This window comes from Burkholderia sp. Bp9142, assembly GCF_003853415.1.
GTDB lineage: Bacteria > Pseudomonadota > Gammaproteobacteria > Burkholderiales > Burkholderiaceae > Burkholderia.
This window is the reverse complement of sequence record NZ_QTPP01000055.1, coordinates 24,524-44,520: the sequence shown is the minus strand read 5'-3', so window position 1 is coordinate 44,520 and position 19,997 is coordinate 24,524. Positions and strand designations below refer to the sequence as shown.

Sequence of the window (19,997 nt, the reverse complement as noted above, 5' to 3'; positions counted from 1 at the left end):
GTTCGGCGAGCGATTTATGCAGGCGCGTGGATAACGCGTTGTTCAACCGCCTCGCCCACAAAAATGCGGACAGGTTCGTCAAACGGCCTATTTATCTGGCGCGCTACTCGCTCGCGTCGGATTCGATGTCCGGCACGTCGCTCGCCTTGACCTCTAGATCGAGGTCCGATGTAAATCCGCCGTTACCGTCGACCGTATGTGTAACGCGCGCAATGATCCAGTTGCAATCATCAATGACCCGTTTGTAACCGCGCACGGTTACAGGTAATTCGGTCATCAGCTCGGGGCGGCCGAGCGCCAGCACAATGCTGAATTCTGCGACGCCGCGCTGTAACTTCTCCCACTCTGCCTTCGCCGCGCGCGTCGCGTTCCCCTTGTTCGCATACGTGTGCCGTAGCGTTTTGACGTTCTCGGCCGTGCCGAACAACACGTCGCCGCTCTTGTCGATCGGCTTCTTCTTCGTTGTCGTGCGGCGCCGGCGCCGCTTGACGGTGGTCGACTGTTTCTTCGCGGTGCGCGTGTTGAGGTAGAACGCCTGCACGCCGGAATACGTGTCGCGATCGGCGACACCGAACTCGTGGCGATCACCGACGTCGCGCGTGATCGTGACGGCGGGCAGCGGCTTGCCGCTCGCCGTGGTCGCTTCGCCGGCCTTGATGAACAGCAACAGGCCGTTCTTCACGGTGGCAACCGCGTCGAACATCTTCGCCAGGCGCGACAGCAAATTGGCGTCCGATTCGGCCGTCTGGTCGATGTGGTCGACGAGCTGCGCGTCGAGGGCCTTGCTGATGCGCGCCTCGACCTTGTTCTGACTGGCGATCGCACGCACGATGGCACCGACCGTCTGCCGGTGCCAGGACCGCTCTTTCTTGATCGACAGGCCCGCGCGCAGATCGACGCTGCGCGCGCGGATCGTCAGCACGTCCGGCGTCCCGGTGTGCCGGACCTCATCGACCATGAATTCCCCCTTGTCGACCAGGCCGTTCGCCGCACCAGCCCAGCCGATCGACAGCTTCAGCGTGACGCCCCGACTCGGGATCTCGAGTGCGCCGTCCGAATCGTCGAGGCTGATGTCGAGCTGGTCGGCTTCGAAGCCACGGTTGTCCTGCAGCGTCATCGAGATCAGCCGGCCGTCAAACTTCTTCGTGATGTTCTTGCCGTTCAGCGTGATCGAGTAGATCGCGCGCGGCACGCGATCGTTGGCCAGCGCGGTTTTCTGTACCAGCTCGGCGCCGGGGATGTCGGCGAGGTTCATAACGAGATTGCCCCCTTGATGGCGTCGGTCACGATGCCGAGCAGGCTGAAGTCGTCGCAGCGCGTCAGCGTCATTGAGAATTCAATGCGGCGGGCGGCGCCGTCGTCGAAAAACAGCGTGCGCGTCGTTTCGATGTTGTCGATCGTGAACATGCCGTAAATGTGTCCGGTGCCCTCGATCAGCGGCCAGGAGGTGTGCTGACTCGCCATCGCTTCGATGACGGCAAGCGAGAGGTCGCCGCCCGTCAGCTCGGGCAGCAGCACGCCCGACAGATTCACGGTCTCGTCATCCTCGCCGACGTACTGCCGCGCGGGCTTCTTTCCCATGCGGGTGTTACTGGCATAGCGCCAGCCGCGCCGGCGCTTCAGCTCCTGGTACGGCAGGGTCGACAGGCTGAACACGAACAGCCCGAGCGCCATCATCATGAGAAACCCTCCATCAATCGCGATCGCGCAGACGCGAGCGCTCGCGCGCGGCCTGTTCCTGGCGCAGCACCTGGCGAACTTCCTGCGCGATCGCATGTGTGTCCATGCCCGGCGCCGCGTACACGTTGATCGTGATCGGCGCCGGCGCGGCCGGCGCGCGCGCAGCGGCCGACGCGGCCGTGAGCGGCGGCCGGTTGTCGACGGTGAGCGGTGCGCCGCCGGCGATCGCCGCGCCCGTGATGCCGATGCCGGCGCCGGCGGCGACGATCCGCTTGCCGACCTCGAGCACGGTCGACAGCGGCCCGTCCTGGCCCTCGCGCAGCCCCTGATCCAGGCCGGCCATCGTGAAGCCGCCGAGCGCGGCGAATACGCGGCTTGGCGAATGGATGCCGAGCTTTTCCTTGAACCAGCCGATCACGCTGCCGCCGGCCGACTCGATCGCATCCTTCACCGAACCCAGGCCGCTTTTGATGCCGTTGACCAGGCCGGACATCATGTTGGCGCCGAATTCGACGAAGCGGGCAGCGGCCTGCGCAGCCACGACGACGATGTCGGCGAGCCATGCGCCGAACCCCTTGCCGGCGTTGGTCGCCGCGTCGAGGCTCTTCTTGCTGGTGTCGACCGGCCCCAACAGACGCGTGATCCAGTCCCACGCACTCTTCACGGCACCGACCAACCAGTCGAACACGGGCTTCAGTGGCGCGAACGCGGCGCCGAGCGTCGCGAGCACGCCGCTGAACAGCGGCGCGAGCGGGCGCAGGCCCTCGGTCAGCCCCTGCCAGAAGCCCGCGAAAAACGCCTTGATCGGCTCCCAATACTTCACGATCAGCAGCGCGGCGAGCGCGATGCCGGTAATGACCAGGCCGATCGGATTCATCAACGCGGCGCGGCCGACGAACAGCAGCGTCTGCGCGAGCCCGCCGAGCGCCGCGCGCACGCCGTTGATCGCGCCCATCGTGCCGCCCTTGACCAGGTTGAGGCCGCCGCGCGCTGCGTCGACGGCCATGCCGGACGCGCCGCGCCGGCCGACATACTGGCGGGCTGCGGTCCAGCGCGACGCCGCTGCAGCGCGTGTCGCGGCAGCTTGCGCGGCGAAAGCGCGCCACACCTGGACGGTGTATTGCCGCGCGGCGCCAGCGCCATCCTTCATCGCGGTCACGGTCGACACGCCCCATTGCCGGATCGACGCCTTCGCGGCCTGGCACGCGGCCGGCACGCGCTGCGCGAGCGACGCGACATAGGTGCGCAGTGACGACGCCGCAGCGCGAGGCGACGAAGCCTGCCAGGCGCCCGACAGCGCCGCGCGAATGCGACCGGCGGCAGACTGCGTGCTTCTGCCGGCGGCGGTGACGCCGGATGCGGCGCCGGACGCCGCACGGGAAATGCCGCGCAGCGCACCGGCGCTGGCGCCGAGCGCACGCACGAAGACGCCGCCCTGAATGCCAAGCATCGACATGCTGAAGCGCACGATCGCCAGCGGCCCGAGAATGCCGGCGAGCGCGATCGTCAGCGTGCCGAGCACGGCGAGCAGCACGCCGAGCCCGGCCACCCCAATCGCGACCGCACGCGTGAAATTCGGGTATTCCTTCGCGAAGCCGAGCAGCCGCTCGAGGATGCTCGTCGTCAGCTCGAGCGCGCGGTTGTACACGGGCAGCACCTGCTCGCCGATCACGGTGCGCAGGTTGCGCACCTTCTCGAGCGCGATCAGCTCCTTCCCCTCCGTTTGCTTCTGGCCCAGCTCGTGCAGCTTGTCGATGCCGTACGCGCCACGATTCAGTTTTTCATTCTTGTGGATCTGCTCGCGCTGCATGTACATCGTGGCGAACAGGTTCGCGCCGTTGCCGTTGGTCATGATCGTGGAGAATTCCTCCAGAATCTTGGCGTCGGACGTGATGCCCTTCGCCTTCAGCTTCGGCAGCAGCACCTTCTCCAACCACTCGAACGGAGACGCGTTGAAGAGATCGCCGCCGATCAGCGCGCCCGGTTTGATGCGCTTCACGTTGCCGATCGTGTTGTACTCGACCGACTTCTTGTCGACGAGCCCAAGCTCGACCAGACGCTTCGCGGCGCGCACCGTCGTCTTGCCCTGCATCAAGTTGCTGTACGCGGCCTGCACGCCGGTGCCGGCAGCATGGCCGCCCATTTCCTGAATCAGCGGCTCCATCTGGTAATAGAACGCGTCCTGGCGCATCTGCTTGGCAGCGACCTTGCCGGTCTGGATGAAGTTGCGCCACTCGTCACCGCCGACGCGGCCGCCCGTCGCTGTCAGCACCTGCTGGACCATGTTCGCTTCGCCCTTGAACGCTGCTTCGCTTTTCGTGCCGCCGCGCAGCTCGATCACTTTCAGCATGTTCATGAACTTCTCTTCGTTCTCGTGCCCCTGGCCGGCACCGAACATTGCCTCGTTCGCGAACTTCATCTTCGCGAGGGTCGGCATCACCATCTGCGCGTGGTGCTCGTCCGCAAAGATGGACATCGCGTCGCGCATCAGCGTCATGTTCTCGGCGATCGCAACGCCCGGCGTCTTCATCGCGCGCACGTAGCGCTCGGCGTCCTGCGTGGCGCGATCGCCCAGGCCGAGCCCCTGGATACGGCCGCGCTCGTTCTGCACCTTCTTCGCCTCGGACAGCGGCTCGCGCAGATCGTTGAGGATGTGCGAGCCGGTCGCACGCGCGGCATATCCGCCGATCGCCATCTCGGCGGCGGCGCCGCGCATCGCGCCCATCTTGGCGCGAGTGTCCGCGATGCGCTTCTGGCGGGTGTTCAGCGCGTCCAGGCGCCGCGATTGGGCATCGATCGCGCCGGTCGTCGCGGTAATGTCAGTGCGCAGCGTGCGCTCGTGCTGGGAAAGCTTGCCCGTGTCGACGCCGGCGCGACTGAGCCGGTTGCGCAGCTCGTCGACACTGGCGGACTGCTTTTTGAATGCGGTGCCGAGCTTCGATGAGGCTTGCCGGGCCTTCGCCAGCTCGGCAATCATCTGCTGCGACGGAGGCCCGACCGCATGCAGCGATTTCGCGAGTTCCTTGACCTTCTTCTGCGCGTCGGCGAGCTTCGTCGCGGTGTTGGTCAGGCCCGTGCGCATCTCGCGGAACTCGCCGATACGCCGCTGCGTGTCGTTGAGTTCCTTGAGGCGCGTGCGGGAATCCCGCAGCTCTTTCACGAGCGTGCGGTTCTTCGTGGCGATCTCGCGGATCGGGCGGCTCGCCTGGTCGAGCGCCTTGAGGACGACCTCGAGGCGCAGGGAACGATCGCTCATTCATCGCCTCGTTCGTAGCGCACGCGTGCGCGCTCGCGCCAGCCCATCAGGTCCGGCAGCGACATGGCGTCCATCACGTCGGGTGACCAGTGGAAAACGAGGGCGATGTCTGCCATCACTTCGTCGACGGATCGAGGGACACGTCCACCTTCGACGACTTCGGCAGCAAAAAACCGGCCACCTCAGTACCGAGCTGCAGCAGGTCTGCCGGGTCCATGCGCAACACGTCCGGCTCGGTCAGCGTCGGATTGCTGATGCGCGGCAGTACCTTCGACAGAGCGATCACGTCGAGCTGCAGCAGGTCGGTGAGGGCAACGCCACGCAGCGCACCGGAATGCGGCTTGGTCAACGTGATCGCGGCGATTTCCTGCTCGCCGCGCTTGATCGGGGTGTCGAGCTGGATGATGGCGGATTGCTTCGATTGCATGGTGTGTTTCCTGAATGGATAGTGGAAAGGGGGTTACAGGCCGAGCGCGCGGCGCTGCTCGGCGAGGCGATCGACGCCGCCGACGATCTCGACGAAGTTGGGAATGTCGATCTCGATCAGGGTTTCGCCGTTGCTGACCAGGCGGTAATACGACAGTGACATCGTGCCAGTCTGGTCGGCGTTGTCGCCGGCCTTCGCCTTGCCGGGGTCGATTTCCTTGTAGCGGCCGCGCACGTACACCTCGACCGCATCGGTTTCCTCGGTGTCGTCGCGCTGGTAGGAGCCGGCGAAACGTACGGAGACACCGTCGATCTTCGACGTGCCCCACGTCTTGAACATCGCCTTCATGAAGCCGCCCATCGTGAGGCCCAGCTCGAGCTTCTCCATGCCAAGGTCGATGTCGACTTCGGCATTCATGCCGCCGCCGCGATATGCCTCCATCTTGCGCGTGAGCTTCGGCAACTGGATCTCGGGCACTTCGCCGACGAACGAGGTGCCGTCCTCGAACACGTTGAAATTCTTGAGTTTGGATGGCAGAGCCATTGCGTTTTCCTATGGTGAGTGGCGGGCCGTCAGACGGCGATGCTTTCTGCGAACTTGACCAGGTAGCGGTCGGTGATGCGCTGGCGGAACGTCAGGTCCTCGAGCGGGGGCGTCGGACAGAAGTCATAGTCGATGAAGCCCAGGCCGGCCTTGAGCGAATCCTTGTCGTTCGCGCCCGGATCGAACCAGCACTCGCCGTCGATCACGTAGCCGGCTGTTTTCCACGCGCGGAACTTCGCGTTCACGCCGTCGACGACGTCGCGGATCAGCGTCCGGCTCATCGGCTGGTCGACCGCCCACATGTGGGCCTCGGCCATCGTTTCGGCGATCACCTGCGCGCTGCGCACGTAATTCTCGAACGCCCACAGCTTGTCCTCGGAACAGGTGCGCGAACCCCATAGACGGTAACCATTCGCGTTCACGAGCGTGGTGACCTCGTGACTGTTCAGGTAGCCGGCGTCGGTGTTCGGGTCCTGCAGGTCCCAGAACACGTCGCGGCTGATGCCGGTGACGCCGTTCACGGCGACGTTCGAGATCGTCTTATGCCAGCCGGTCTCTTCGTCGATCTTCGCGCGCATGCCGAGCGCGCGCGCCGTCGCCCAGGTGATGTCCTCGGCGTTGGTCGTGGTGTTCCAGTTCACGAAGTCCGGCCAGATCGTCATCAGCTCGCGCTGACCGAAATTCGCGCGGTAGGCGACGGCCTCTTCCTTCGTCTTCGCGCCGAACGCGTTGACGTAGCCGAAGCCGCGCAGCTTCTGCGCGATCGTCGCCAGCTCGGTTGCAACCGGCAACGTGTCGAGGCCAGGGCAGCCGAGCACGCGCGGTTTCACGCCGAGCCGGCTCTTCGCGGCGAGCAGTGCCTTCATGCCGGTGTACTGGCCGTCCGCGGTGGTCGTGCCGATCACGTTGCTGGTCGTGGCGTCTGCATCCTTGCCGGTCGGCACGCGCACGCCGACGATCAGGGGCGAGGTCTGCGCGGCGATCGCGTCGAGCGAACGCGCGAGCGTGCCCTTCGTGCCGGCACGGCCGATCGCGGCCTGCACGTCCGTAATGAGGACGGGACGGTTTTCGGGGAAGGTGGCCGCATCGGCGTCGTCGCCGGTGCAGACCAGGCCGATCACGGCCGTGCTGACCGTGCGGATGGGGCGCGTACCGTCATTGATTTCAATGACGCGTACGCCGTGGTGGTAATCAGAAGGCAAGCTTTTCTCCCGGAAGTGAGCCTTCCGAAAGATTGCCTTCCGCGCGCGCGGAGATCACGCGCGGGAGGTTGTACAGCGGCAAGGTACAACCAAAGCCGCTGCAGGACGGCGTTATGCTGCGACGGGCAGCGTATCCAGTTCGGCCAGGCGCGCAGTCGCGACCTGGTGGTAGCTCGGTTCGAGCTCGCAACCGATCCAGTTCAAGCCGGCTTCCTTCGCTGCGGCGAGGAACGTGCCAGACCCCGCGAACGGGTCGAGGACAACACCGCCGGCCGGCGCCAGGCGCACGACGTCGCGTGCGAGTTGCGACGGCTTCTCGGTCATATGGCGCTTCGGATGCGCCAGGCGTTCCGAGAAGACGCCGGGCAGGTACACGTCGGTGCGTCGCACCGCGCCCTTCGTCGCCCAGACCAGGAATTCGGTCTGCTGCGCGAAGCCGCCCATACGCGGCCGCGTGCGGCCGCTCGTCTTGTCCCACACGGCGACGCCGCGCCACGTGAAGCCGGCCGCCTGGATCGCGTCGGTGAGGCTTGGCAACTGGCGCCAGTCGACGAAGCACGCGAGGTGCGCTTCGTTGCTGCACACACGATAGGCTTCCGCGAGCCACGTCATGCACCAGAACGTCCACGATCGCTGATCCTTGCTGTCGTGCTGAAATTCAGGATAGACGGTCTTCGTGTCGCTGCGGATGTACTTGCTCGACGGCGCCTGGCTGCGCGATGCACTCGTCGTGCCGCCGGACGAGTAGGGCGGATCGGTGAAGACCAGGTCGACGCAGCCATCGGGCAGCGCGCGCATGACGCTCAGGGCGTCAGCCTGGTGGACGCGATTGATCAGATCGGCGGAGAGAGTGTGTTGCATGGGGCGAGTTCCTTGTATCGGAGGCTCGATGGCCTGCGGGTAAGGGGCTCGCGGCCCTCAGAATATTCATTGCGCCGCAGCGCGGGCATTTGATGGTGAGCCGGACGTATTCGCCGGCGCCGAGTTTGCGGTTACAGCTTCCGCAACGGATGTCCTGCATGGGGTGAATCCTGCTTGTGCTAGGATGCCGGCGCCTCTCGAGAGGTGTCGCGGCCCTGGCCAATCCTGCAGGTCTGCTCTGCGGGTGCGGGGCGTGCACGATGTTCCTGCATCGCGCACGTCGCCGCGTCCTTTTCTTCCTACCTCGTGTTACGCGACGTATTCGCCACCGGCGAGCATGTAGCGATCGATCGAGCCGTACATCATCGACCCATCCGCATTCGCGGTGTCACCTTCGGGCTTCGGTTCCACCAGTCGTCGCTGGATATACGCGAACGCACCCTCGTCGGCTTCCGGCATGCCCGACACGAAAATCGTTACTCCGCCCTGCAGCGGCTGTTTCCCGGCCTTGAATGTCGCTTCCGACACGTAGCTCTGTATCGTTCCGCTCGTGAACTTCGACGCCGCGTCGATCGCGACGTTGCTGACGACGTGATATGACGCCTGCGCGCCGGTCGATTCGAGAACGAGTGCTTTCTTGATTGCCATGTGCGATTCCTGAAAATAATGAAAATGAAACGGGACTTCGGTTTATTGGACGACTACGCGGGCAACTGCGGCCAGACGACGTCGAGCGGAAAGCCAGCCTGCTGCGGTACGTCACGCAGCGCGGCGCGATAGCGGCGCAGCGCGGCCTCTCGATCCGCGTCGCTAGCGTCCGCCGCGCGTTCGACGAGCGGGTCGACCTCGGCGAGCAGCGTGTCGCGCTGTCGGCGGACCTTTTCCGACGCCTCAATGAGCGCGTATTCAGCTTCGAACTCGGGCCACCACGCGAGCAGGTCGGCGGGCGTCGGCTGCGGGATGTCAGTCGGCGTCCAGATTGGCACCCAGGCCGTTTTGGTCTGCTCGAAAGTCTGCTCGTGCACCGGATGCGCGACCCAGTAATCCCGGCAGCGCACTAGGTCCGGAAATTTCTCCGCGAGAATGAAGGCGGCTTGCTCGACGTTGAGCATGGTGTTCGTGTTCGTCATTGGTTCCTCAAAACTACGCCGTAGACAACGATCGCGTTAGCCGTGCCGTTGCCCGGACCGCTCAGGCCGCATACGACCCACGGCGCAGGCAGCGCACCGTTGAGCCGGTCGATTGTGCCGAAATTGTTGACGCCGGAATCCCACTGCACCCGTGCGCCGGCGTTGGCCTTGCCGTTGTCGCGGTTGTACAGATCGTCCAGGATTGCGTTCATCCATGCGCCGCGATACGCGCAGAACAGATTGCCGTCTGTATTGAGGATTTGTTGGCCGCGCATGAACATCGTGCCCGAGTCGTCCAACTGCCATGTGACGGCGTTGTACGCGCTGTTGATCAGTTCGATACCGCCGCCGCGCCTCGCGCGCAGGAACGTCTGTGCGCCGTCGGCCGCGCGCAATCCGAAATCCGCGTCCCAGCCATCGCGCGCGAGCATCAGACGGCCCCACATCGTGGTGCCGCTGCGGTTCACATAATTGTTCGACAGGAAGTTCGAAAGCCATCCGCCCCACACACTGCCGTACAGATTTCCGTCCAGCGCAACTCGAGTGGCGCCGCCAGCGGTCTGCAATTCGCCGCGTGCGATGACCGTGCCGCCTTCGTTGACCATCAAGTTGGCGGCCGTATTCGCGCTGTTCGTCACCATCCACGTGGACGTCGACGCCTGCACCTGGATTCGCGGAGCGTAGCCGTTCGAATTGAAGACGAGCTGCGATCCGTAGTCGCCGGCGCCGTACAACGTCACGTTGCCATTGACCTGGCCGCCGATATTCCTGTCGAGCGGCGTGAGGTTCGCGCTATCCCACGGCGTCGCGCCGGCCCACGTCGGGCGCTTCACGAAACTGACAACCTGCGACGCGCGCGGAATATCGAGTACGCGCCGTTGCGTGACACCGTCATCGTCGAACGCGCTGACTGCGAAATCGTCGGTATCGGATTTGCCGATTGTCCAGCGGTTCTTTCCGCCGTTCTTCAGATAGATCGTGCTCCAACCAGCGCCGCTGTCGATGATTGCGGCGGCTGAATACAGCGCGCCCGAGAGCTTCGCGGCTCCGGCGATTTGCAGCTTGTTCGCCCCGTCGTCGGCCGCCGTCCCGATCAGGAGGTTGCCGATAGCACTGATGCGCGCGCGCTCCGTCCCGCCCGTGCTGAACGTGACGGCGCCCGCGCCGGTCGTCGCGCTGCCGTAAAAGCCAATGTTCGGCCCGTTGGCCCCCTTGGAGATACCGATCAGGCCCGAGTCGCCGACACCCTGACCATTGATAAAGTAGTTCGCCGCGCGCACGCTGCCCGACACCTGCGCCGCATTCGCGCCGTCGTCGGCCGTTGCGCCGATGAGCACGCGGCCGCTATTCGGCGCGAGCGCGATGCTCTGGATCGCATTGTTGTTGCTCTGCCGTGCGACGTTGATCCACGGCACGCCCGACGTCCACCCATCGGTGACGGCGCGTCCCTGGAAAACCCCGTCGCCTGCCTTGAAGTCCCATACCTTCATGTCAGCCGCCGCCGTGGCCGATTTGAAGATGATCGTGCCGCCGCCGTTGTTTCCGAGCAGCACGCCGGAGCCCATCGCGGCGAGCCCGTTTCCCGGCGCCGCGCCCGTGAATGACGCGGCCCCACCGACTTGCAGCGCGCTGTAGAAGTCGTCGGGCGTTCCGCCGATCAGCACACGGTTCGTCGCGCCAGCGACAAAGCGCATCGTTTCTTTCGCGTTGTTGGCAACCGCAAACACGCCATCGGCAACGTGGAAGAACCCGGTGTCCGGGGCGCCGTCACCGACGAACGAAATGCCAGGAGCGGAGACGCTGCCTTCAGCGGCCAGAATTTGGCCGGACATGGTGAATCCCGTCGTCTGCGCCGGGTTCGGCAGATTCCCTGCGTGCCACACATCCTTGCCGTTGACGTGCAGATTCTTCCGCGTGAAATTGAGGGCGAACATCGCGCCGTTCGCCGGGAGGTAGAACCCGGCTTCCGATGCGTTTCCGAAGAAGTAGCCGCCATTCGGGCCGATCACAGCGCGCCCTTCGCCGCTGGCAGTACCGATGTTGAGCAACCCCTTGACGCTCAGGGGGCCGCCGACGAACGTGCCGACACCGGTATCGTCCAGCATCAGCGCGCCCGTGACTACATTCACGGTCAACGGCCGGAAATTGTTCCACTTGGCGTCGGCGCCGCTCGTGTCCGACAGCAGCACGTAGAAGTTCGAGCCGTCGTTTCGCAGCAGTACATCCCGGCTGTTCAGTAACCGGAAGTTGGCGCCGCCCGTGTCGAGGCCCGAGGAACCAACGCTGCCGGAGAACGCGCCGTTACCTGCGACCTGGAGCGCGTCATTGCCATTATCGTTTCGATTGCCTACAACGAGCCGACCGCCATACGTGATCCGCATGGCGCGGACCTGGTTCGTGTCGCTGTTGGAATCGTTGGGCGCTCGATTGATCCAGAAGTCCAGGTACTCGCGCCCCCACGTGCCGCCGTCGTAGCCGGCGCGGATCGACGCGATGAGCCGTGCGTTGGTGTCCGCGGTGCCCGCTGCGAACGTGCCGTGAAAGCGGATCTTCGCCCCACGGTTGAGCGCGCCCGAAGTAGCAGCGACGGCGAGCTGCGCGTCCTGGTCCGTCGACGTCGACGTGACGCTGACGGGGCCGATGAGCTGCGCGCGTACGAGCGGCGCATACCGCTTGGCGGCGGTTTTCGGCGTCACGGCGCGCGTGTCGTCCGCGCCGTCGTCGACCTCGGCCTGTGTCGCCAGTTCGACGACGCCCTTGCGCTCGGTGGTCGCCGGCGGATTGAGGAACGAGGTCGGCCCGAAAACCAGCTTCGTCACGTCGATCGAGGCGAACACGGTATCGGCGGCCAGCAGCAGCATCGACGCCGGCGCCTTCTCCAGGATCGGATCGTCTTGCACGTAGACGCTGAACAGCACGCCGTTGTCCAGGTACAGCCCGAACCCGTACAGCTTGTACTGGTCCGCGCTGTCGTCCTGGATCACGATATGGATCGTGTCCTGCGCAACGGTGTCGCCGCCGAACGTCGTGATGCGCTTCAGCTCGCTCGGCAGCGCGGTCATGTCCGGCTTGAACGCGAACGCCGCCGTGGCGAGGCCAATCTGCGTGACCTGGTGTGCGGTTGTGCCGGTGTTGCCGGGTGCCACCAGCGCGGCGCGGCCGGCGTCCGTAATGTAGATGAGGTTTCCAGCCATGTTCGTCAGTCCGTGAGAGAGAGGCGGCGATAGACGGCCGCGCGCACGCCGCATGCGACGCCGATCGGGCCGTGCATGCTGAATCCTTGCGTGAAGGTGTAGTGGGCGGTGCCGCGCTTCGCGCGATCGACCTCGGCCCGGATGTCGTTGACGTATTGCGCCGTGGCCGGCACGCCGTCACGCGCACCGACCGTCATCACGATCTCGAACGTGCCCGGCACGCCTCGCGGCGTTTTCTCGAACCACTCGCGCATCACCACGTTTGCGCCGAACGACGCGCAGACGTCGCGCACGGCGTCTGCCGTGCCCTTTTTGCGGGCGATGCGGATCGCGGATTTCACGCGTGCGCGCTTTACTTGCTCGGGCCATTCGTCGCGCCAGGTATCGACGCCCATGTGCCAGGCGAGCCAGGGCAGGAAGCGCAGCGGGATTCGATCCGGGTCCATCAGCGTGTCGATCTCGACCGGGATGTCGCGCACGTCCGCGTTGGCTTGCGCCAGACGCCGCTCGAGCACCGTCGCGTTCGGCGGCAGCAGGGAGGGGGCCAGCTTAGTCATCAGCCACCCCGCCATCCTTCAGCTCGATACCCGTGCAATACGGCGCCTGGTCAATCGCGATCGGCACGCCTTCTGCCGGCGTGTCGAGCAGCACCTTCTGGACGCCGGCGACGCGCATCGACGCGTACAGACCATCCTTCGTGATCTCGGAACCGGGGCGGTGCATCGATTCGGCGAACTGCTGCGTCTTCTTCTGCGCTTCCGCGAGCGCGACCGCGCGATCCGGGCCGTCGAAGAAGCGCAGCGTCGCGCCAATCGCGTACCGGACAATCTTCGCGCTCTGCACGATCACTTCGTCGGCCTGCGGCCGCTTCTTCTCCAGCGCTTTCTTGACGATATCGAGCAGCTCCTGGCTGGCCGTGCCGTCGCCTTCGCGCGACAGGACCGTGACGATCATCACGCACGGCGACGGGCTGTAGGCGGTCGCGGCCTTCACGCGCCCGTCAGCGGCCCGCGCGTGGAATACATACGCATCGGTCGGCCCGGCGACAGAAAACCCGCGCGGCGCGAGCTGGATGCGTTCGCGCAGGTTGTCGTCGTCTTCGTAGACGGGGTCGATACCCTTGTCCGGATCGCCGGCCGAGATCATCAGGCGGTCGACGTCGAAGAGGGCGCCGATGTGCTCGAGCGTCGTGCGTTTCGCGTACGCGAGCAGGATGCCGCGCGCCTTCTCATTGATGAGCGCGAGCAGCAGCATCTTGTCGTACGCGGCTTCCTGCAGCAGCTTCACCATCGGCTCGGATTCGAGCTCGAGCGTGGCTGCGATCTCGTCCTGCTGTTCCTTCGGATACAGGGCGACCAGGCGAGCCTTCTTTTCCGCCAGGATCGTTTCGTAGTCGAGTTCGTCGACGATGTCCGGGGCCGGGAGCTGCGACAGGTCGATTGGCGTCGTTCTCATGCCGCACCTCGTCCGTTCGTTGCCGGCAGGCGCACGGAGAATGGCGTGCCCGCGCGCGGGCCATCCGTGCGCTCGCCTCGCAGCTCAAGCACGGCGCCGCCGTCGATGCCCGTGCTACCGAAGTCCACCTGGTTGACCTGGATGCGCGGTTCCCACCGAGCCAGCGCCATGACAGACGCCGCCATGACACGCATGCGCATCAGCGGATTGACCGGGCCATCGATCAGCTCGGGAAGGAGCGAACCGTATTCACGGCGCATCACGCGCGTGCCGAGCGGCGTGAACAGAATGTCTGCGACGGACTGCTCGATGTGGGCCTGGCCGGCGATCGCGCGGCCGGTGCGGGCGTTCATGCCGATCATGCGCCACCCGCGATCGGTTTCGAGGTGTTGGCGAATTCGCCTTGTGCCTGGTGGGGATGGCCCACGAGGCTGACGTTGCGCGACTTCACATCGACGTCAGCGGTCACGGTGCCGGTGAAGTGTGCGCTGCCCTGAATTTCGATCACGGAGCCGCCACCGCCGGTGCTACCTCCATTCTTGCCGGTTGCGCCAGATTCGAACGTGAGCGGACCCTTCACGAGTAACGAGCCCGTAACCGTCGTATCGTCGGCGTCGAGCGTGACGGACTTCGCCTTGACGGTCGCAGTGTTGGTTTCGACCGTGACGCTGACCGGCGCGACGACGCGCACGGTGGCACCCGCCGGCAGTTCGGCGGTGAGAGCGTGCGATGCGAAGTCGTAGGCGATGCGCGCCTGGTCCTTGTAGACGCGCACGTGCTGCGTCGGGCTCGAGCTGGGCGAGTCGTGGCCGTCGCAGTACACGCCAGGGAGAAAGAGGCCCGTCGTCGGTTCGCCGGACGGGCAGAAGAGCAGACCCGGTTCACCGATCGACGGCGGGTCCCACACGATGCTGTCGCCGGTGCGCTGCGCGAGCCAACGAATCCAGTCGGTTTGCAGGCCGCCGGATTCGATGCGAACGCGGCGGGCGCCGTGGTCGACTTCGATCACGGTGCCCTCGCGCAGGAGGCTTTCGAGGCGGCGGTTCAGGTCAGCAAAATCATCCATGCGGCAAGGATGCCGCGCGCGTGGGAGAGGGTCACGCGCTGGAGGTTGTGCAGGGCCGAGCGACAACGCGAACTCGGTCGCGCGTCGCGCTATCGCGACAAGTGATCGAGGATCGGGTTTGAGGTGGCGGCGACGTTAGTGTCGGCAAGGCAGAGAAATGACCTGTTTTCGATGGACCGAATGCAACCTGTAGCGACATCAGGTGATTTTGCCAAGCGGAGTTTCAACGTAGGAGTGCGCGACCAGCGTGGTCTTGTGTGCTGGCCGCTCGATTGCGATGCTATCTACCGTTTCGCATGTCGTAAACGCCAACAAGGCGAAATTGACGGAGTGACTCATATTCGTCGATGTCGACAGGAGTGTCACCTTCCTGCATTATCTGACGAACGTATATTGGCAACGACTCGTTATCCTTATATTCATTAATTTGGCTGTCGCGTGAATTGCTAAAGTAGTGGTCGAAATAGTGGTATTCGTGAGCGAACGGGCAGCAAAAAATGCAATGAAAAGGGTTGGTAATTTCGAGTAATTTATCTCTTGTAATTCTATTTCCGTGTTTGCCATCTGCATATTCGTTAATTTCGCGTGCATCGGCTGTGAAGATGGCACCAAGTCCTTTGTGCCCGCCTTTGCATCTGATGTGCGGTGGAGAGTCGGGGAGGGAATAAATGAAGTAGAAAGGCTGTCGATTGTTTGATGCGGCATATGACAGAAGCGTATTTAATTGATTTTTCGTACTTCGAGGGTATCGGAGCTTAGCTACGTACGAGTCGGCACGTTTGACAAATTTCTTAGCCTGTACGGCAAGTGCTATATGGCGCTCTCGGCCTACCAACCAAAGCTCAATGTCAAAATCCGCTCCGGTCCGTGAACTTTCTTCTTCGTGATTGAACGGATAAACGCGAATGAAGTTGAAGCGCTTATCTAGTTCACGCCATTTCCATACGAGAAAGTCCGTAATGGACTCTTCCTTGACATCGGCGACATTTTCCATAAAGAGCCGGACTTCCCTGTCGAGGGCGAGGCTTGCGTCGCAGATATTCATGATGTCGACGATCCTGGATGAGGTTGTTGACGAAGCAGCAATTCCAACATTAGACGGCGACGCAAGGTTGAGCGAAACGCTCAACAACGAAGGGACGGACCCGGTACGGCCCCTAGTCGCGAACGACGCTAGTTTGTTCGTCAATGGACTACTGCTATCGCATTTTGGCTGGCGTATCGAAGGTCGGCAAGTGGCCGAACTTGGTCCGACGCAAGCTTGGATCGACGGATGGCGACGAATACCTGCCACGCGTCGTGCTATCGCGATAAGAAGTCGAGCACGACGCCCGCGATCCGATCGACATCGGCGTCGGCGAAGCCGAGCAGTTCGCGCACCGGATACTGGACGACCGGGCCGTTGCGCTCGACGCGATCGCGCAGGCCCTCCTGGTGGACGCGCGCGATGCGCTCGACCTGGCGCGTGAAATGCAGCACGGACGCGTCGGCCGTCGCGGCGGTTTTGAGGAAGCGGGCGGTGCGCAGCTTCGCGAACATCGCGCGGCGAATGCGGCCTTTCTTCCGCCGGGCCTGCGGCTTGCGCGGCGCGAAGCGGCTACCGTCCGGGTTGCGGGCCTCGGCGATGCGTCGCGAATGACGCCGGCGCAACTCGCCGGCCAGCCCCTTCGCCAGGACTACGCGCTGCGCGGGCGTGAGCTGGCCGAGCAGGCCGGAGGCCCAATCCTCAGCGCGGGACAGGCGATCGACCATCAGGTCCCCGCGATCGGCGGCTCGCCGAAGTGGCGAATCTCGTAGCCATCTGGCTGCTCGACCACGCCGACGCGCTCGGTCAGCTTCAGCAGGATCTCGACATCGGATTTGCCATTGTCGAGCAGCTCGGCCTGGAACTTGAACCCGTCGCGGCAGAGGTCGCGGTTGAGCAGCAGTTCGGGCTGGTGGATCTTCAGCCAGGCGATGATCGGCACCATCAGGTGATCCGAATGACCGGCGTAGTCGGTCACGACGATATCGAGCGTGTACGCATATTCGAACGACAGCGATTTCGCTGCGGTGACGGCAATCGACCCATGTTCGATGAAGATGTGCAGCCGGTCGGGATCGCGTGCGAACTCGGGCAGGGCGGCGGTGAGCGCCGCGCGCAGGCTGTTGGGCTTGTTCATGGTGCAGGTTCCTCGCCGTCGCGCACGCGAGCCTGCAGCGCGATCAACTGCTCGACGTTTTCGTGACAGGTGGTGTAGTTGTCGGCGACGGTTGCGGCGACGGCAGAAAGTGCAACGCCCGAGGGGGCCGCATCAGCGGCTCCGGGATCGCCCACCGGCACGTTGGCGGCGGCGCCGTCGTGCACCCGCACAAAACCGACAGGGACAACACAAGCACGATCGGCTTCGCGATCCACATAAACGGGAACCTCCTTGATGATGGTGTCGCCCTTCTCGCGGACGACCTGGACGCGGTCGACGTACTGCGTGACGACCTTCACATCGCGGCGGGCCGCGTCGCGCTCGGCCGTCCGCTCGCGCACGTCGCGCGCCAGATCGTCGGCGTGCCGGCCGGCGTCGACCAGGCGCGCATGCTGGATCGCGATGACGACGCCAGCCACGGCGAGCGCGATCGCGCCGGCGGCGAAGACACGGGCGCCGGCGGTCACGTGCCCGCCCGGCTGTAGCGATCGAACGCCCGTTCGAGCTTCACGTCGTACAGGTTCTCGGCGTACGCCCGGCCGTTGTACAGCTCGGCGAACTTCGCCCACTTCCGGCCGCGCAGCGCGGCCAGCAGCGTCTTGTCGTTCAGGATGAACCGGACGAACGCCTCGAGCTGCTCGGCCTCGCTGACCTTCATCGCCTCGACGAACGCGAACACGTCCGGATAGCCGAGTGCCTTCCAGTGGAAGCCCATGATTTGGAACGCGCCCCAGCTCGTCGCCTCGAGCGCGCACACGGCCGAAATTTGCGACGCACTCGCAAGGCGGGCATATTCGGCGGCATCGCCGGCATAGCCGCCGCGCTTCGGGTTGACCAGGGCCGGGTACTTCGCTGCCAGCGCATCGGCGTCCAGGCCGGCGGCCGCGAGCTGGCGGTACATGACGTGCCGCTCGTACAGGACCACGGGCCGGCCGTCCGGCAGGAACCCGGCGCCATGCGATTCCACCTCGTTGACGGCGCGCACGGCCGCGAGATCGACCTGCAGCCGATCGGCTGCACGCTGAAGATCCGCGTCGGTCAGGTGTCGCGGATCACGCCGGCCGGCCGCGAGTGTCGACCAGGTCTTCGGGCCGGCGACGCCGTCCGCTACCAGGCCGTGCGATGCCTGGAACGCCATGACAGCGGTGCGTGTCGCGCTCCCATAAATGGCGTCAGCGTCGATGCTCGCGCCGGCCGCGACGAGTTGGCGCTGCAGGTAGCCGACATCCGTGCCACGGTCGCCCAGGCGAAGGGTCTTATACATGGCGCCCCCATACCTTGAATTGCAGCACGCGGGCGAACAGGGAGTCGCGCGGGTTGCCACGGTGGAACAGCTCGACCACGTTGCCGCGCACGCCGTACACGGCGAGACACAGGACGCCGACCAGGACCGTGTCCGCGATTCCCGCCGGCGGCAGCGTGCCGAATGCCGCGCGGATCGGCGCGGCGCCGGCGGCGACGGCCAGCGCATAGGCCAGGCACGACGCGAGCGGACGGTGTGCGCCGGCGCCGCGACGGAAGGTGACTAGGCGCAGCGCGAGCAGCGCGCACAGCACCGCGTAGATGATCGTCAGCATCACTTTTCCCTCCCCTTGAACACGTTCAGCAGCCGGTCGGGCGCATCGGCCTGGGCGATCAGCCACAACAGCAGTTTCACGACGAGCGCGGAAGCGATCAGCGCGCCGATCCCGGCGTGCACCTCGACGCGGGCCGGCAGCACGGCATCGAGTGCGGCGGCGAACAGCTCGGCCGTGAGGCAGCCGGCGACGAACGAGATCACGAAGAACGCGATGCGCTTCGGGATCGACGGGTCGGCTGCCGTCATCACAAACAGCAGCGAGCCGGCGAACGCGCCCATGACGACGTTGGCGTCGACGCCGGGAAACAGCGACAGCGTTGCGACGCCGAGCGCCGCGACCGTCGCGGACGACGTGGAAATAGGTTCAGCCATTCTCAGTCCCATAACTGGAGCCGCTCGGCGCCGGATTGCGCCGCTTGCGGTACTTCGTCGGGCAGCTCGACGAGCAGCCCGTGAGGCAGGATCAGGCCGTACTGCGCCAGGTCCCGGTTGAGGTCGAGCACCGCTTCGACGACGCCGCGCGTGCGGCCGAGCACGCGCCAGCACAGCGCGTCGACGGTTTCCCCCTGGAGTGCGCGGACCATCATGGTTCGATGCGCCTGCCGCGCCGATCAAAAATAGCGACGAGAAACGGCGGCCGTCCGGTGAGCGTGGACAGCGCGAATTCGGCCTCCTGTTCCGTTTCGAACGATTCCTTGCGGGCATCCCGCCAGCCGCGCCACGTGCGCCGCTGAACGCGATAGCGCTCGACACGGCGGACCTGGTCGATCGGGTCCGGCGCAAGCGGATACCGAATCAGCAGTTCATCAACGAGCACGATGCGATAGAGCTTCTTCATCAGATCAGCTCCACCGTGACGCGCGGCCGGCGCAGCAGGGCGCTGATGGCCCATCGTGCGTCGCGGCGCAGCTCGTCGCCCTGCGGCTCGAGCTCGTCGGCACGGCGCGCGCCGTCGCCCGTCGTGTCGTAATCGCGGTACCGCTCGATCAGCGACGCTTTCGCCAGGCAGTACACGGCGCGGCGGTAGTGGTGCAGGAACACGCTTTCGCCGTCGAGCTGCTCGGCCGGAACGTCGCCGAGCCGACCGACGCCATCGGCCTGCCACGCGGCACGCGCGCCGCGTAGCTCGTCGTTCACGCTGGCGACCGCGTCGAGCAGCTCGTGACGCAAACGGGCGTCGGTCACGGAACCGTCGAGGCGCATCGTGTCGCGCGCATGCTCGAGTGACACATCCGGGTAAAACGGATCGTTCTTGATCGGCTTGGCGGGTTCCGTTTCCGCCGGCACGCGCGACAGTGGCGGGGTCGAGACAAAGGACATGGTCGGGCTCGTCAGGTTGATCGGGTGAGGCGGTGGACGGGGCTTTCGCGCGGACAGTGCCGGCTACGGCCCCGTGCCGCCTGGTGCGCGGGGTACGCTCG

Annotated in this window: 27 protein-coding genes; 1 reads left to right on the top strand and 26 read right to left on the bottom strand. The window is 65.0% G+C overall.

Annotation, left to right across the window (positions count from 1 at the left end; translation table 11 throughout):
* Nucleotides 1-103: 103 nt before the first annotated feature.
* The 16 genes from DIE22_RS35245 to DIE22_RS35170 form a co-directional block, all read right to left on the bottom strand.
* Nucleotides 104-1,255: a phage late control D family protein gene (locus tag DIE22_RS35245; protein WP_124607284.1), complete on the bottom strand. Its 1,152-nt coding sequence runs from the start codon at nt 1,253-1,255 to the stop codon at nt 104-106.
* Nucleotides 1,252-1,680, bottom strand: coding sequence for a phage tail protein (locus DIE22_RS35240; RefSeq protein ID WP_124607283.1), 429 nt, complete (start codon nt 1,678-1,680; stop codon nt 1,252-1,254). Before DIE22_RS35240 ends, DIE22_RS35245 begins: the two co-directional genes overlap by 4 nt.
* Nucleotides 1,681-1,693: 13 nt before the next feature.
* Nucleotides 1,694-4,936: a hypothetical protein gene (locus DIE22_RS35235; protein ID WP_124607282.1), complete on the bottom strand. Its 3,243-nt coding sequence runs from the start codon at nt 4,934-4,936 to the stop codon at nt 1,694-1,696.
* Nucleotides 4,933-5,052 carry a GpE family phage tail protein gene (locus tag DIE22_RS35230; protein WP_124607281.1) on the bottom strand — a complete coding sequence of 40 codons (120 nt, stop codon included), beginning with the start codon at nt 5,050-5,052 and terminating at the stop codon, nt 4,933-4,935. Before DIE22_RS35230 ends, DIE22_RS35235 begins: the two co-directional genes overlap by 4 nt.
* Nucleotides 5,052-5,363 carry a phage tail assembly protein gene (locus tag DIE22_RS35225; protein ID WP_124607280.1) on the bottom strand — a complete coding sequence of 104 codons (312 nt, stop codon included), beginning with the start codon at nt 5,361-5,363 and terminating at the stop codon, nt 5,052-5,054. The genes DIE22_RS35230 and DIE22_RS35225 overlap by 1 nt, the downstream gene beginning before the upstream one ends.
* Before the next feature lie 33 nt (nt 5,364-5,396).
* Entirely contained in the window at nt 5,397-5,906 is a 510-nt protein-coding gene (locus tag DIE22_RS35220) for a phage major tail tube protein (RefSeq protein WP_124607279.1), read from the bottom strand.
* Nucleotides 5,907-5,935: 29 nt separating this feature from the next.
* Nucleotides 5,936-7,108: a phage tail sheath protein gene (locus DIE22_RS35215; protein WP_124607278.1), complete on the bottom strand. Its 1,173-nt coding sequence runs from the start codon at nt 7,106-7,108 to the stop codon at nt 5,936-5,938.
* A gap of 111 nt (nt 7,109-7,219) precedes the next feature.
* On the bottom strand, nt 7,220-7,969 hold the full coding sequence (locus tag DIE22_RS35210; protein ID WP_124607277.1) for a site-specific DNA-methyltransferase: 750 nt from the start codon (nt 7,967-7,969) through the stop codon (nt 7,220-7,222).
* Complete coding sequence (locus tag DIE22_RS35205; protein ID WP_124607276.1) at nt 7,920-8,129, bottom strand: Com family DNA-binding transcriptional regulator; 210 nt, start codon at nt 8,127-8,129, stop codon at nt 7,920-7,922. The genes DIE22_RS35210 and DIE22_RS35205 overlap by 50 nt, the downstream gene beginning before the upstream one ends.
* Before the next feature lie 149 nt (nt 8,130-8,278).
* Nucleotides 8,279-8,617, bottom strand: coding sequence for a hypothetical protein (locus DIE22_RS35200; protein ID WP_124607275.1), 339 nt, complete (start codon nt 8,615-8,617; stop codon nt 8,279-8,281).
* Nucleotides 8,618-8,670: 53 nt separating this feature from the next.
* Nucleotides 8,671-9,099 carry a phage tail assembly chaperone gene (locus DIE22_RS35195; protein ID WP_124607274.1) on the bottom strand — a complete coding sequence of 143 codons (429 nt, stop codon included), beginning with the start codon at nt 9,097-9,099 and terminating at the stop codon, nt 8,671-8,673.
* Nucleotides 9,096-12,293, bottom strand: coding sequence for a phage tail protein (locus tag DIE22_RS35190; RefSeq protein ID WP_124607286.1), 3,198 nt, complete (start codon nt 12,291-12,293; stop codon nt 9,096-9,098). Before DIE22_RS35190 ends, DIE22_RS35195 begins: the two co-directional genes overlap by 4 nt.
* A gap of 5 nt (nt 12,294-12,298) precedes the next feature.
* A complete protein-coding gene (locus DIE22_RS35185; protein WP_124607273.1) occupies nt 12,299-12,850 on the bottom strand; it encodes a phage tail protein I in 552 nt (183 codons plus the stop codon).
* Nucleotides 12,843-13,748 (bottom strand): baseplate J/gp47 family protein, encoded by a 906-nt coding sequence (locus tag DIE22_RS35180; protein WP_124607272.1) that lies wholly within the window; start codon nt 13,746-13,748, stop codon nt 12,843-12,845. The genes DIE22_RS35185 and DIE22_RS35180 overlap by 8 nt, the downstream gene beginning before the upstream one ends.
* Complete coding sequence (locus DIE22_RS35175) at nt 13,745-14,110, bottom strand: GPW/gp25 family protein (protein WP_124607271.1); 366 nt, start codon at nt 14,108-14,110, stop codon at nt 13,745-13,747. The genes DIE22_RS35180 and DIE22_RS35175 overlap by 4 nt, the downstream gene beginning before the upstream one ends.
* Nucleotides 14,107-14,814, bottom strand: a complete 708-nt coding sequence (locus DIE22_RS35170; protein WP_124607285.1) for a phage baseplate assembly protein V — start codon at nt 14,812-14,814, stop codon at nt 14,107-14,109. The genes DIE22_RS35175 and DIE22_RS35170 overlap by 4 nt, the downstream gene beginning before the upstream one ends.
* Between DIE22_RS35170 and DIE22_RS38430 the strand changes: the two genes are divergently transcribed.
* Nucleotides 14,740-14,919 carry a hypothetical protein gene (locus tag DIE22_RS38430; protein WP_185640762.1) on the top strand — a complete coding sequence of 60 codons (180 nt, stop codon included), beginning with the start codon at nt 14,740-14,742 and terminating at the stop codon, nt 14,917-14,919. The genes DIE22_RS35170 and DIE22_RS38430 overlap by 75 nt on opposite strands.
* A 175-nt stretch (nt 14,920-15,094) precedes the next feature.
* Here the strand turns inward: DIE22_RS38430 and DIE22_RS35165 are convergent, their stop codons facing one another.
* The 10 genes from DIE22_RS35165 to DIE22_RS35120 all read right to left on the bottom strand — a co-directional run bounded on the left by DIE22_RS35165 (nt 15,095) and on the right by DIE22_RS35120 (nt 19,896).
* The gene (locus DIE22_RS35165; protein WP_124607270.1) at nt 15,095-15,859 is read right to left on the bottom strand and encodes a DUF6615 family protein; all 765 of its coding nucleotides are present in this window, start codon (nt 15,857-15,859) and stop codon (nt 15,095-15,097) included.
* A 257-nt stretch (nt 15,860-16,116) separates the two neighbouring features.
* Complete coding sequence (locus tag DIE22_RS35160) at nt 16,117-16,566, bottom strand: phage virion morphogenesis protein (protein ID WP_124607269.1); 450 nt, start codon at nt 16,564-16,566, stop codon at nt 16,117-16,119.
* Nucleotides 16,566-16,976 (bottom strand): phage tail protein, encoded by a 411-nt coding sequence (locus DIE22_RS35155; RefSeq protein WP_048025276.1) that lies wholly within the window; start codon nt 16,974-16,976, stop codon nt 16,566-16,568. The genes DIE22_RS35160 and DIE22_RS35155 overlap by 1 nt, the downstream gene beginning before the upstream one ends.
* The gene (locus tag DIE22_RS35150; RefSeq protein ID WP_124607268.1) at nt 16,973-17,464 is read right to left on the bottom strand and encodes a hypothetical protein; all 492 of its coding nucleotides are present in this window, start codon (nt 17,462-17,464) and stop codon (nt 16,973-16,975) included. Before DIE22_RS35150 ends, DIE22_RS35155 begins: the two co-directional genes overlap by 4 nt.
* Nucleotides 17,461-18,261, bottom strand: a complete 801-nt coding sequence (locus tag DIE22_RS35145; protein WP_124607267.1) for an N-acetylmuramidase family protein — start codon at nt 18,259-18,261, stop codon at nt 17,461-17,463. The genes DIE22_RS35150 and DIE22_RS35145 overlap by 4 nt, the downstream gene beginning before the upstream one ends.
* Complete coding sequence (locus DIE22_RS35140; RefSeq protein ID WP_124607266.1) at nt 18,254-18,574, bottom strand: phage holin family protein; 321 nt, start codon at nt 18,572-18,574, stop codon at nt 18,254-18,256. Before DIE22_RS35140 ends, DIE22_RS35145 begins: the two co-directional genes overlap by 8 nt.
* A complete protein-coding gene (locus tag DIE22_RS35135; protein ID WP_012327676.1) occupies nt 18,574-18,948 on the bottom strand; it encodes a putative holin in 375 nt (124 codons plus the stop codon). Before DIE22_RS35135 ends, DIE22_RS35140 begins: the two co-directional genes overlap by 1 nt.
* 2 nt (nt 18,949-18,950) lie before the next feature.
* The gene (locus DIE22_RS35130; RefSeq protein WP_124607265.1) at nt 18,951-19,163 is read right to left on the bottom strand and encodes a tail protein X; all 213 of its coding nucleotides are present in this window, start codon (nt 19,161-19,163) and stop codon (nt 18,951-18,953) included.
* Complete coding sequence (locus tag DIE22_RS35125; protein ID WP_124607264.1) at nt 19,160-19,414, bottom strand: hypothetical protein; 255 nt, start codon at nt 19,412-19,414, stop codon at nt 19,160-19,162. The genes DIE22_RS35130 and DIE22_RS35125 overlap by 4 nt, the downstream gene beginning before the upstream one ends.
* Nucleotides 19,414-19,896, bottom strand: a complete 483-nt coding sequence (locus DIE22_RS35120; protein ID WP_124607263.1) for a head completion/stabilization protein — start codon at nt 19,894-19,896, stop codon at nt 19,414-19,416. The genes DIE22_RS35125 and DIE22_RS35120 overlap by 1 nt, the downstream gene beginning before the upstream one ends.
* Between the last annotated feature and the right edge of the window lie 101 nt (nt 19,897-19,997).

What these genes read in the sequence shown, in the direction of transcription:
- DIE22_RS35245 (WP_124607284.1), bottom strand. Translation starts at nt 1,255, where the DNA reads ATGAACCTCGCCGACATCCCCGGCGCCGAGCTGGTACAGAAAACCGCG.
- DIE22_RS35240 (WP_124607283.1), bottom strand. Translation starts at nt 1,680, where the DNA reads ATGATGATGGCGCTCGGGCTGTTCGTGTTCAGCCTGTCGACCCTGCCG.
- DIE22_RS35235 (WP_124607282.1), bottom strand. Translation starts at nt 4,936, where the DNA reads ATGAGCGATCGTTCCCTGCGCCTCGAGGTCGTCCTCAAGGCGCTCGAC.
- DIE22_RS35230 (WP_124607281.1), bottom strand. Translation starts at nt 5,052, where the DNA reads ATGGCAGACATCGCCCTCGTTTTCCACTGGTCACCCGACGTGATGGAC.
- DIE22_RS35225 (WP_124607280.1), bottom strand. Translation starts at nt 5,363, where the DNA reads ATGCAATCGAAGCAATCCGCCATCATCCAGCTCGACACCCCGATCAAG.
- DIE22_RS35220 (WP_124607279.1), bottom strand. Translation starts at nt 5,906, where the DNA reads ATGGCTCTGCCATCCAAACTCAAGAATTTCAACGTGTTCGAGGACGGC.
- DIE22_RS35210 (WP_124607277.1), bottom strand. Translation starts at nt 7,969, where the DNA reads ATGCAACACACTCTCTCCGCCGATCTGATCAATCGCGTCCACCAGGCT.
- DIE22_RS35205 (WP_124607276.1), bottom strand. Translation starts at nt 8,129, where the DNA reads ATGCAGGACATCCGTTGCGGAAGCTGTAACCGCAAACTCGGCGCCGGC.
- DIE22_RS35200 (WP_124607275.1), bottom strand. Translation starts at nt 8,617, where the DNA reads ATGGCAATCAAGAAAGCACTCGTTCTCGAATCGACCGGCGCGCAGGCG.
- DIE22_RS35195 (WP_124607274.1), bottom strand. Translation starts at nt 9,099, where the DNA reads ATGACGAACACGAACACCATGCTCAACGTCGAGCAAGCCGCCTTCATT.
- DIE22_RS35190 (WP_124607286.1), bottom strand. Translation starts at nt 12,293, where the DNA reads ATGGCTGGAAACCTCATCTACATTACGGACGCCGGCCGCGCCGCGCTG.
- DIE22_RS35185 (WP_124607273.1), bottom strand. Translation starts at nt 12,850, where the DNA reads ATGACTAAGCTGGCCCCCTCCCTGCTGCCGCCGAACGCGACGGTGCTC.
- DIE22_RS35180 (WP_124607272.1), bottom strand. Translation starts at nt 13,748, where the DNA reads ATGAGAACGACGCCAATCGACCTGTCGCAGCTCCCGGCCCCGGACATC.
- DIE22_RS35175 (WP_124607271.1), bottom strand. Translation starts at nt 14,110, where the DNA reads ATGATCGGCATGAACGCCCGCACCGGCCGCGCGATCGCCGGCCAGGCC.
- DIE22_RS35170 (WP_124607285.1), bottom strand. Translation starts at nt 14,814, where the DNA reads ATGGATGATTTTGCTGACCTGAACCGCCGCCTCGAAAGCCTCCTGCGC.
- DIE22_RS35165 (WP_124607270.1), bottom strand. Translation starts at nt 15,859, where the DNA reads ATGAATATCTGCGACGCAAGCCTCGCCCTCGACAGGGAAGTCCGGCTC.
- DIE22_RS35160 (WP_124607269.1), bottom strand. Translation starts at nt 16,566, where the DNA reads ATGGTCGATCGCCTGTCCCGCGCTGAGGATTGGGCCTCCGGCCTGCTC.
- DIE22_RS35155 (WP_048025276.1), bottom strand. Translation starts at nt 16,976, where the DNA reads ATGAACAAGCCCAACAGCCTGCGCGCGGCGCTCACCGCCGCCCTGCCC.
- DIE22_RS35145 (WP_124607267.1), bottom strand. Translation starts at nt 18,261, where the DNA reads ATGTATAAGACCCTTCGCCTGGGCGACCGTGGCACGGATGTCGGCTAC.
- DIE22_RS35140 (WP_124607266.1), bottom strand. Translation starts at nt 18,574, where the DNA reads ATGCTGACGATCATCTACGCGGTGCTGTGCGCGCTGCTCGCGCTGCGC.
- DIE22_RS35135 (WP_012327676.1), bottom strand. Translation starts at nt 18,948, where the DNA reads ATGGCTGAACCTATTTCCACGTCGTCCGCGACGGTCGCGGCGCTCGGC.
- DIE22_RS35130 (WP_124607265.1), bottom strand. Translation starts at nt 19,163, where the DNA reads ATGATGGTCCGCGCACTCCAGGGGGAAACCGTCGACGCGCTGTGCTGG.
- DIE22_RS35125 (WP_124607264.1), bottom strand. Translation starts at nt 19,414, where the DNA reads ATGAAGAAGCTCTATCGCATCGTGCTCGTTGATGAACTGCTGATTCGG.
- DIE22_RS35120 (WP_124607263.1), bottom strand. Translation starts at nt 19,896, where the DNA reads ATGTCCTTTGTCTCGACCCCGCCACTGTCGCGCGTGCCGGCGGAAACG.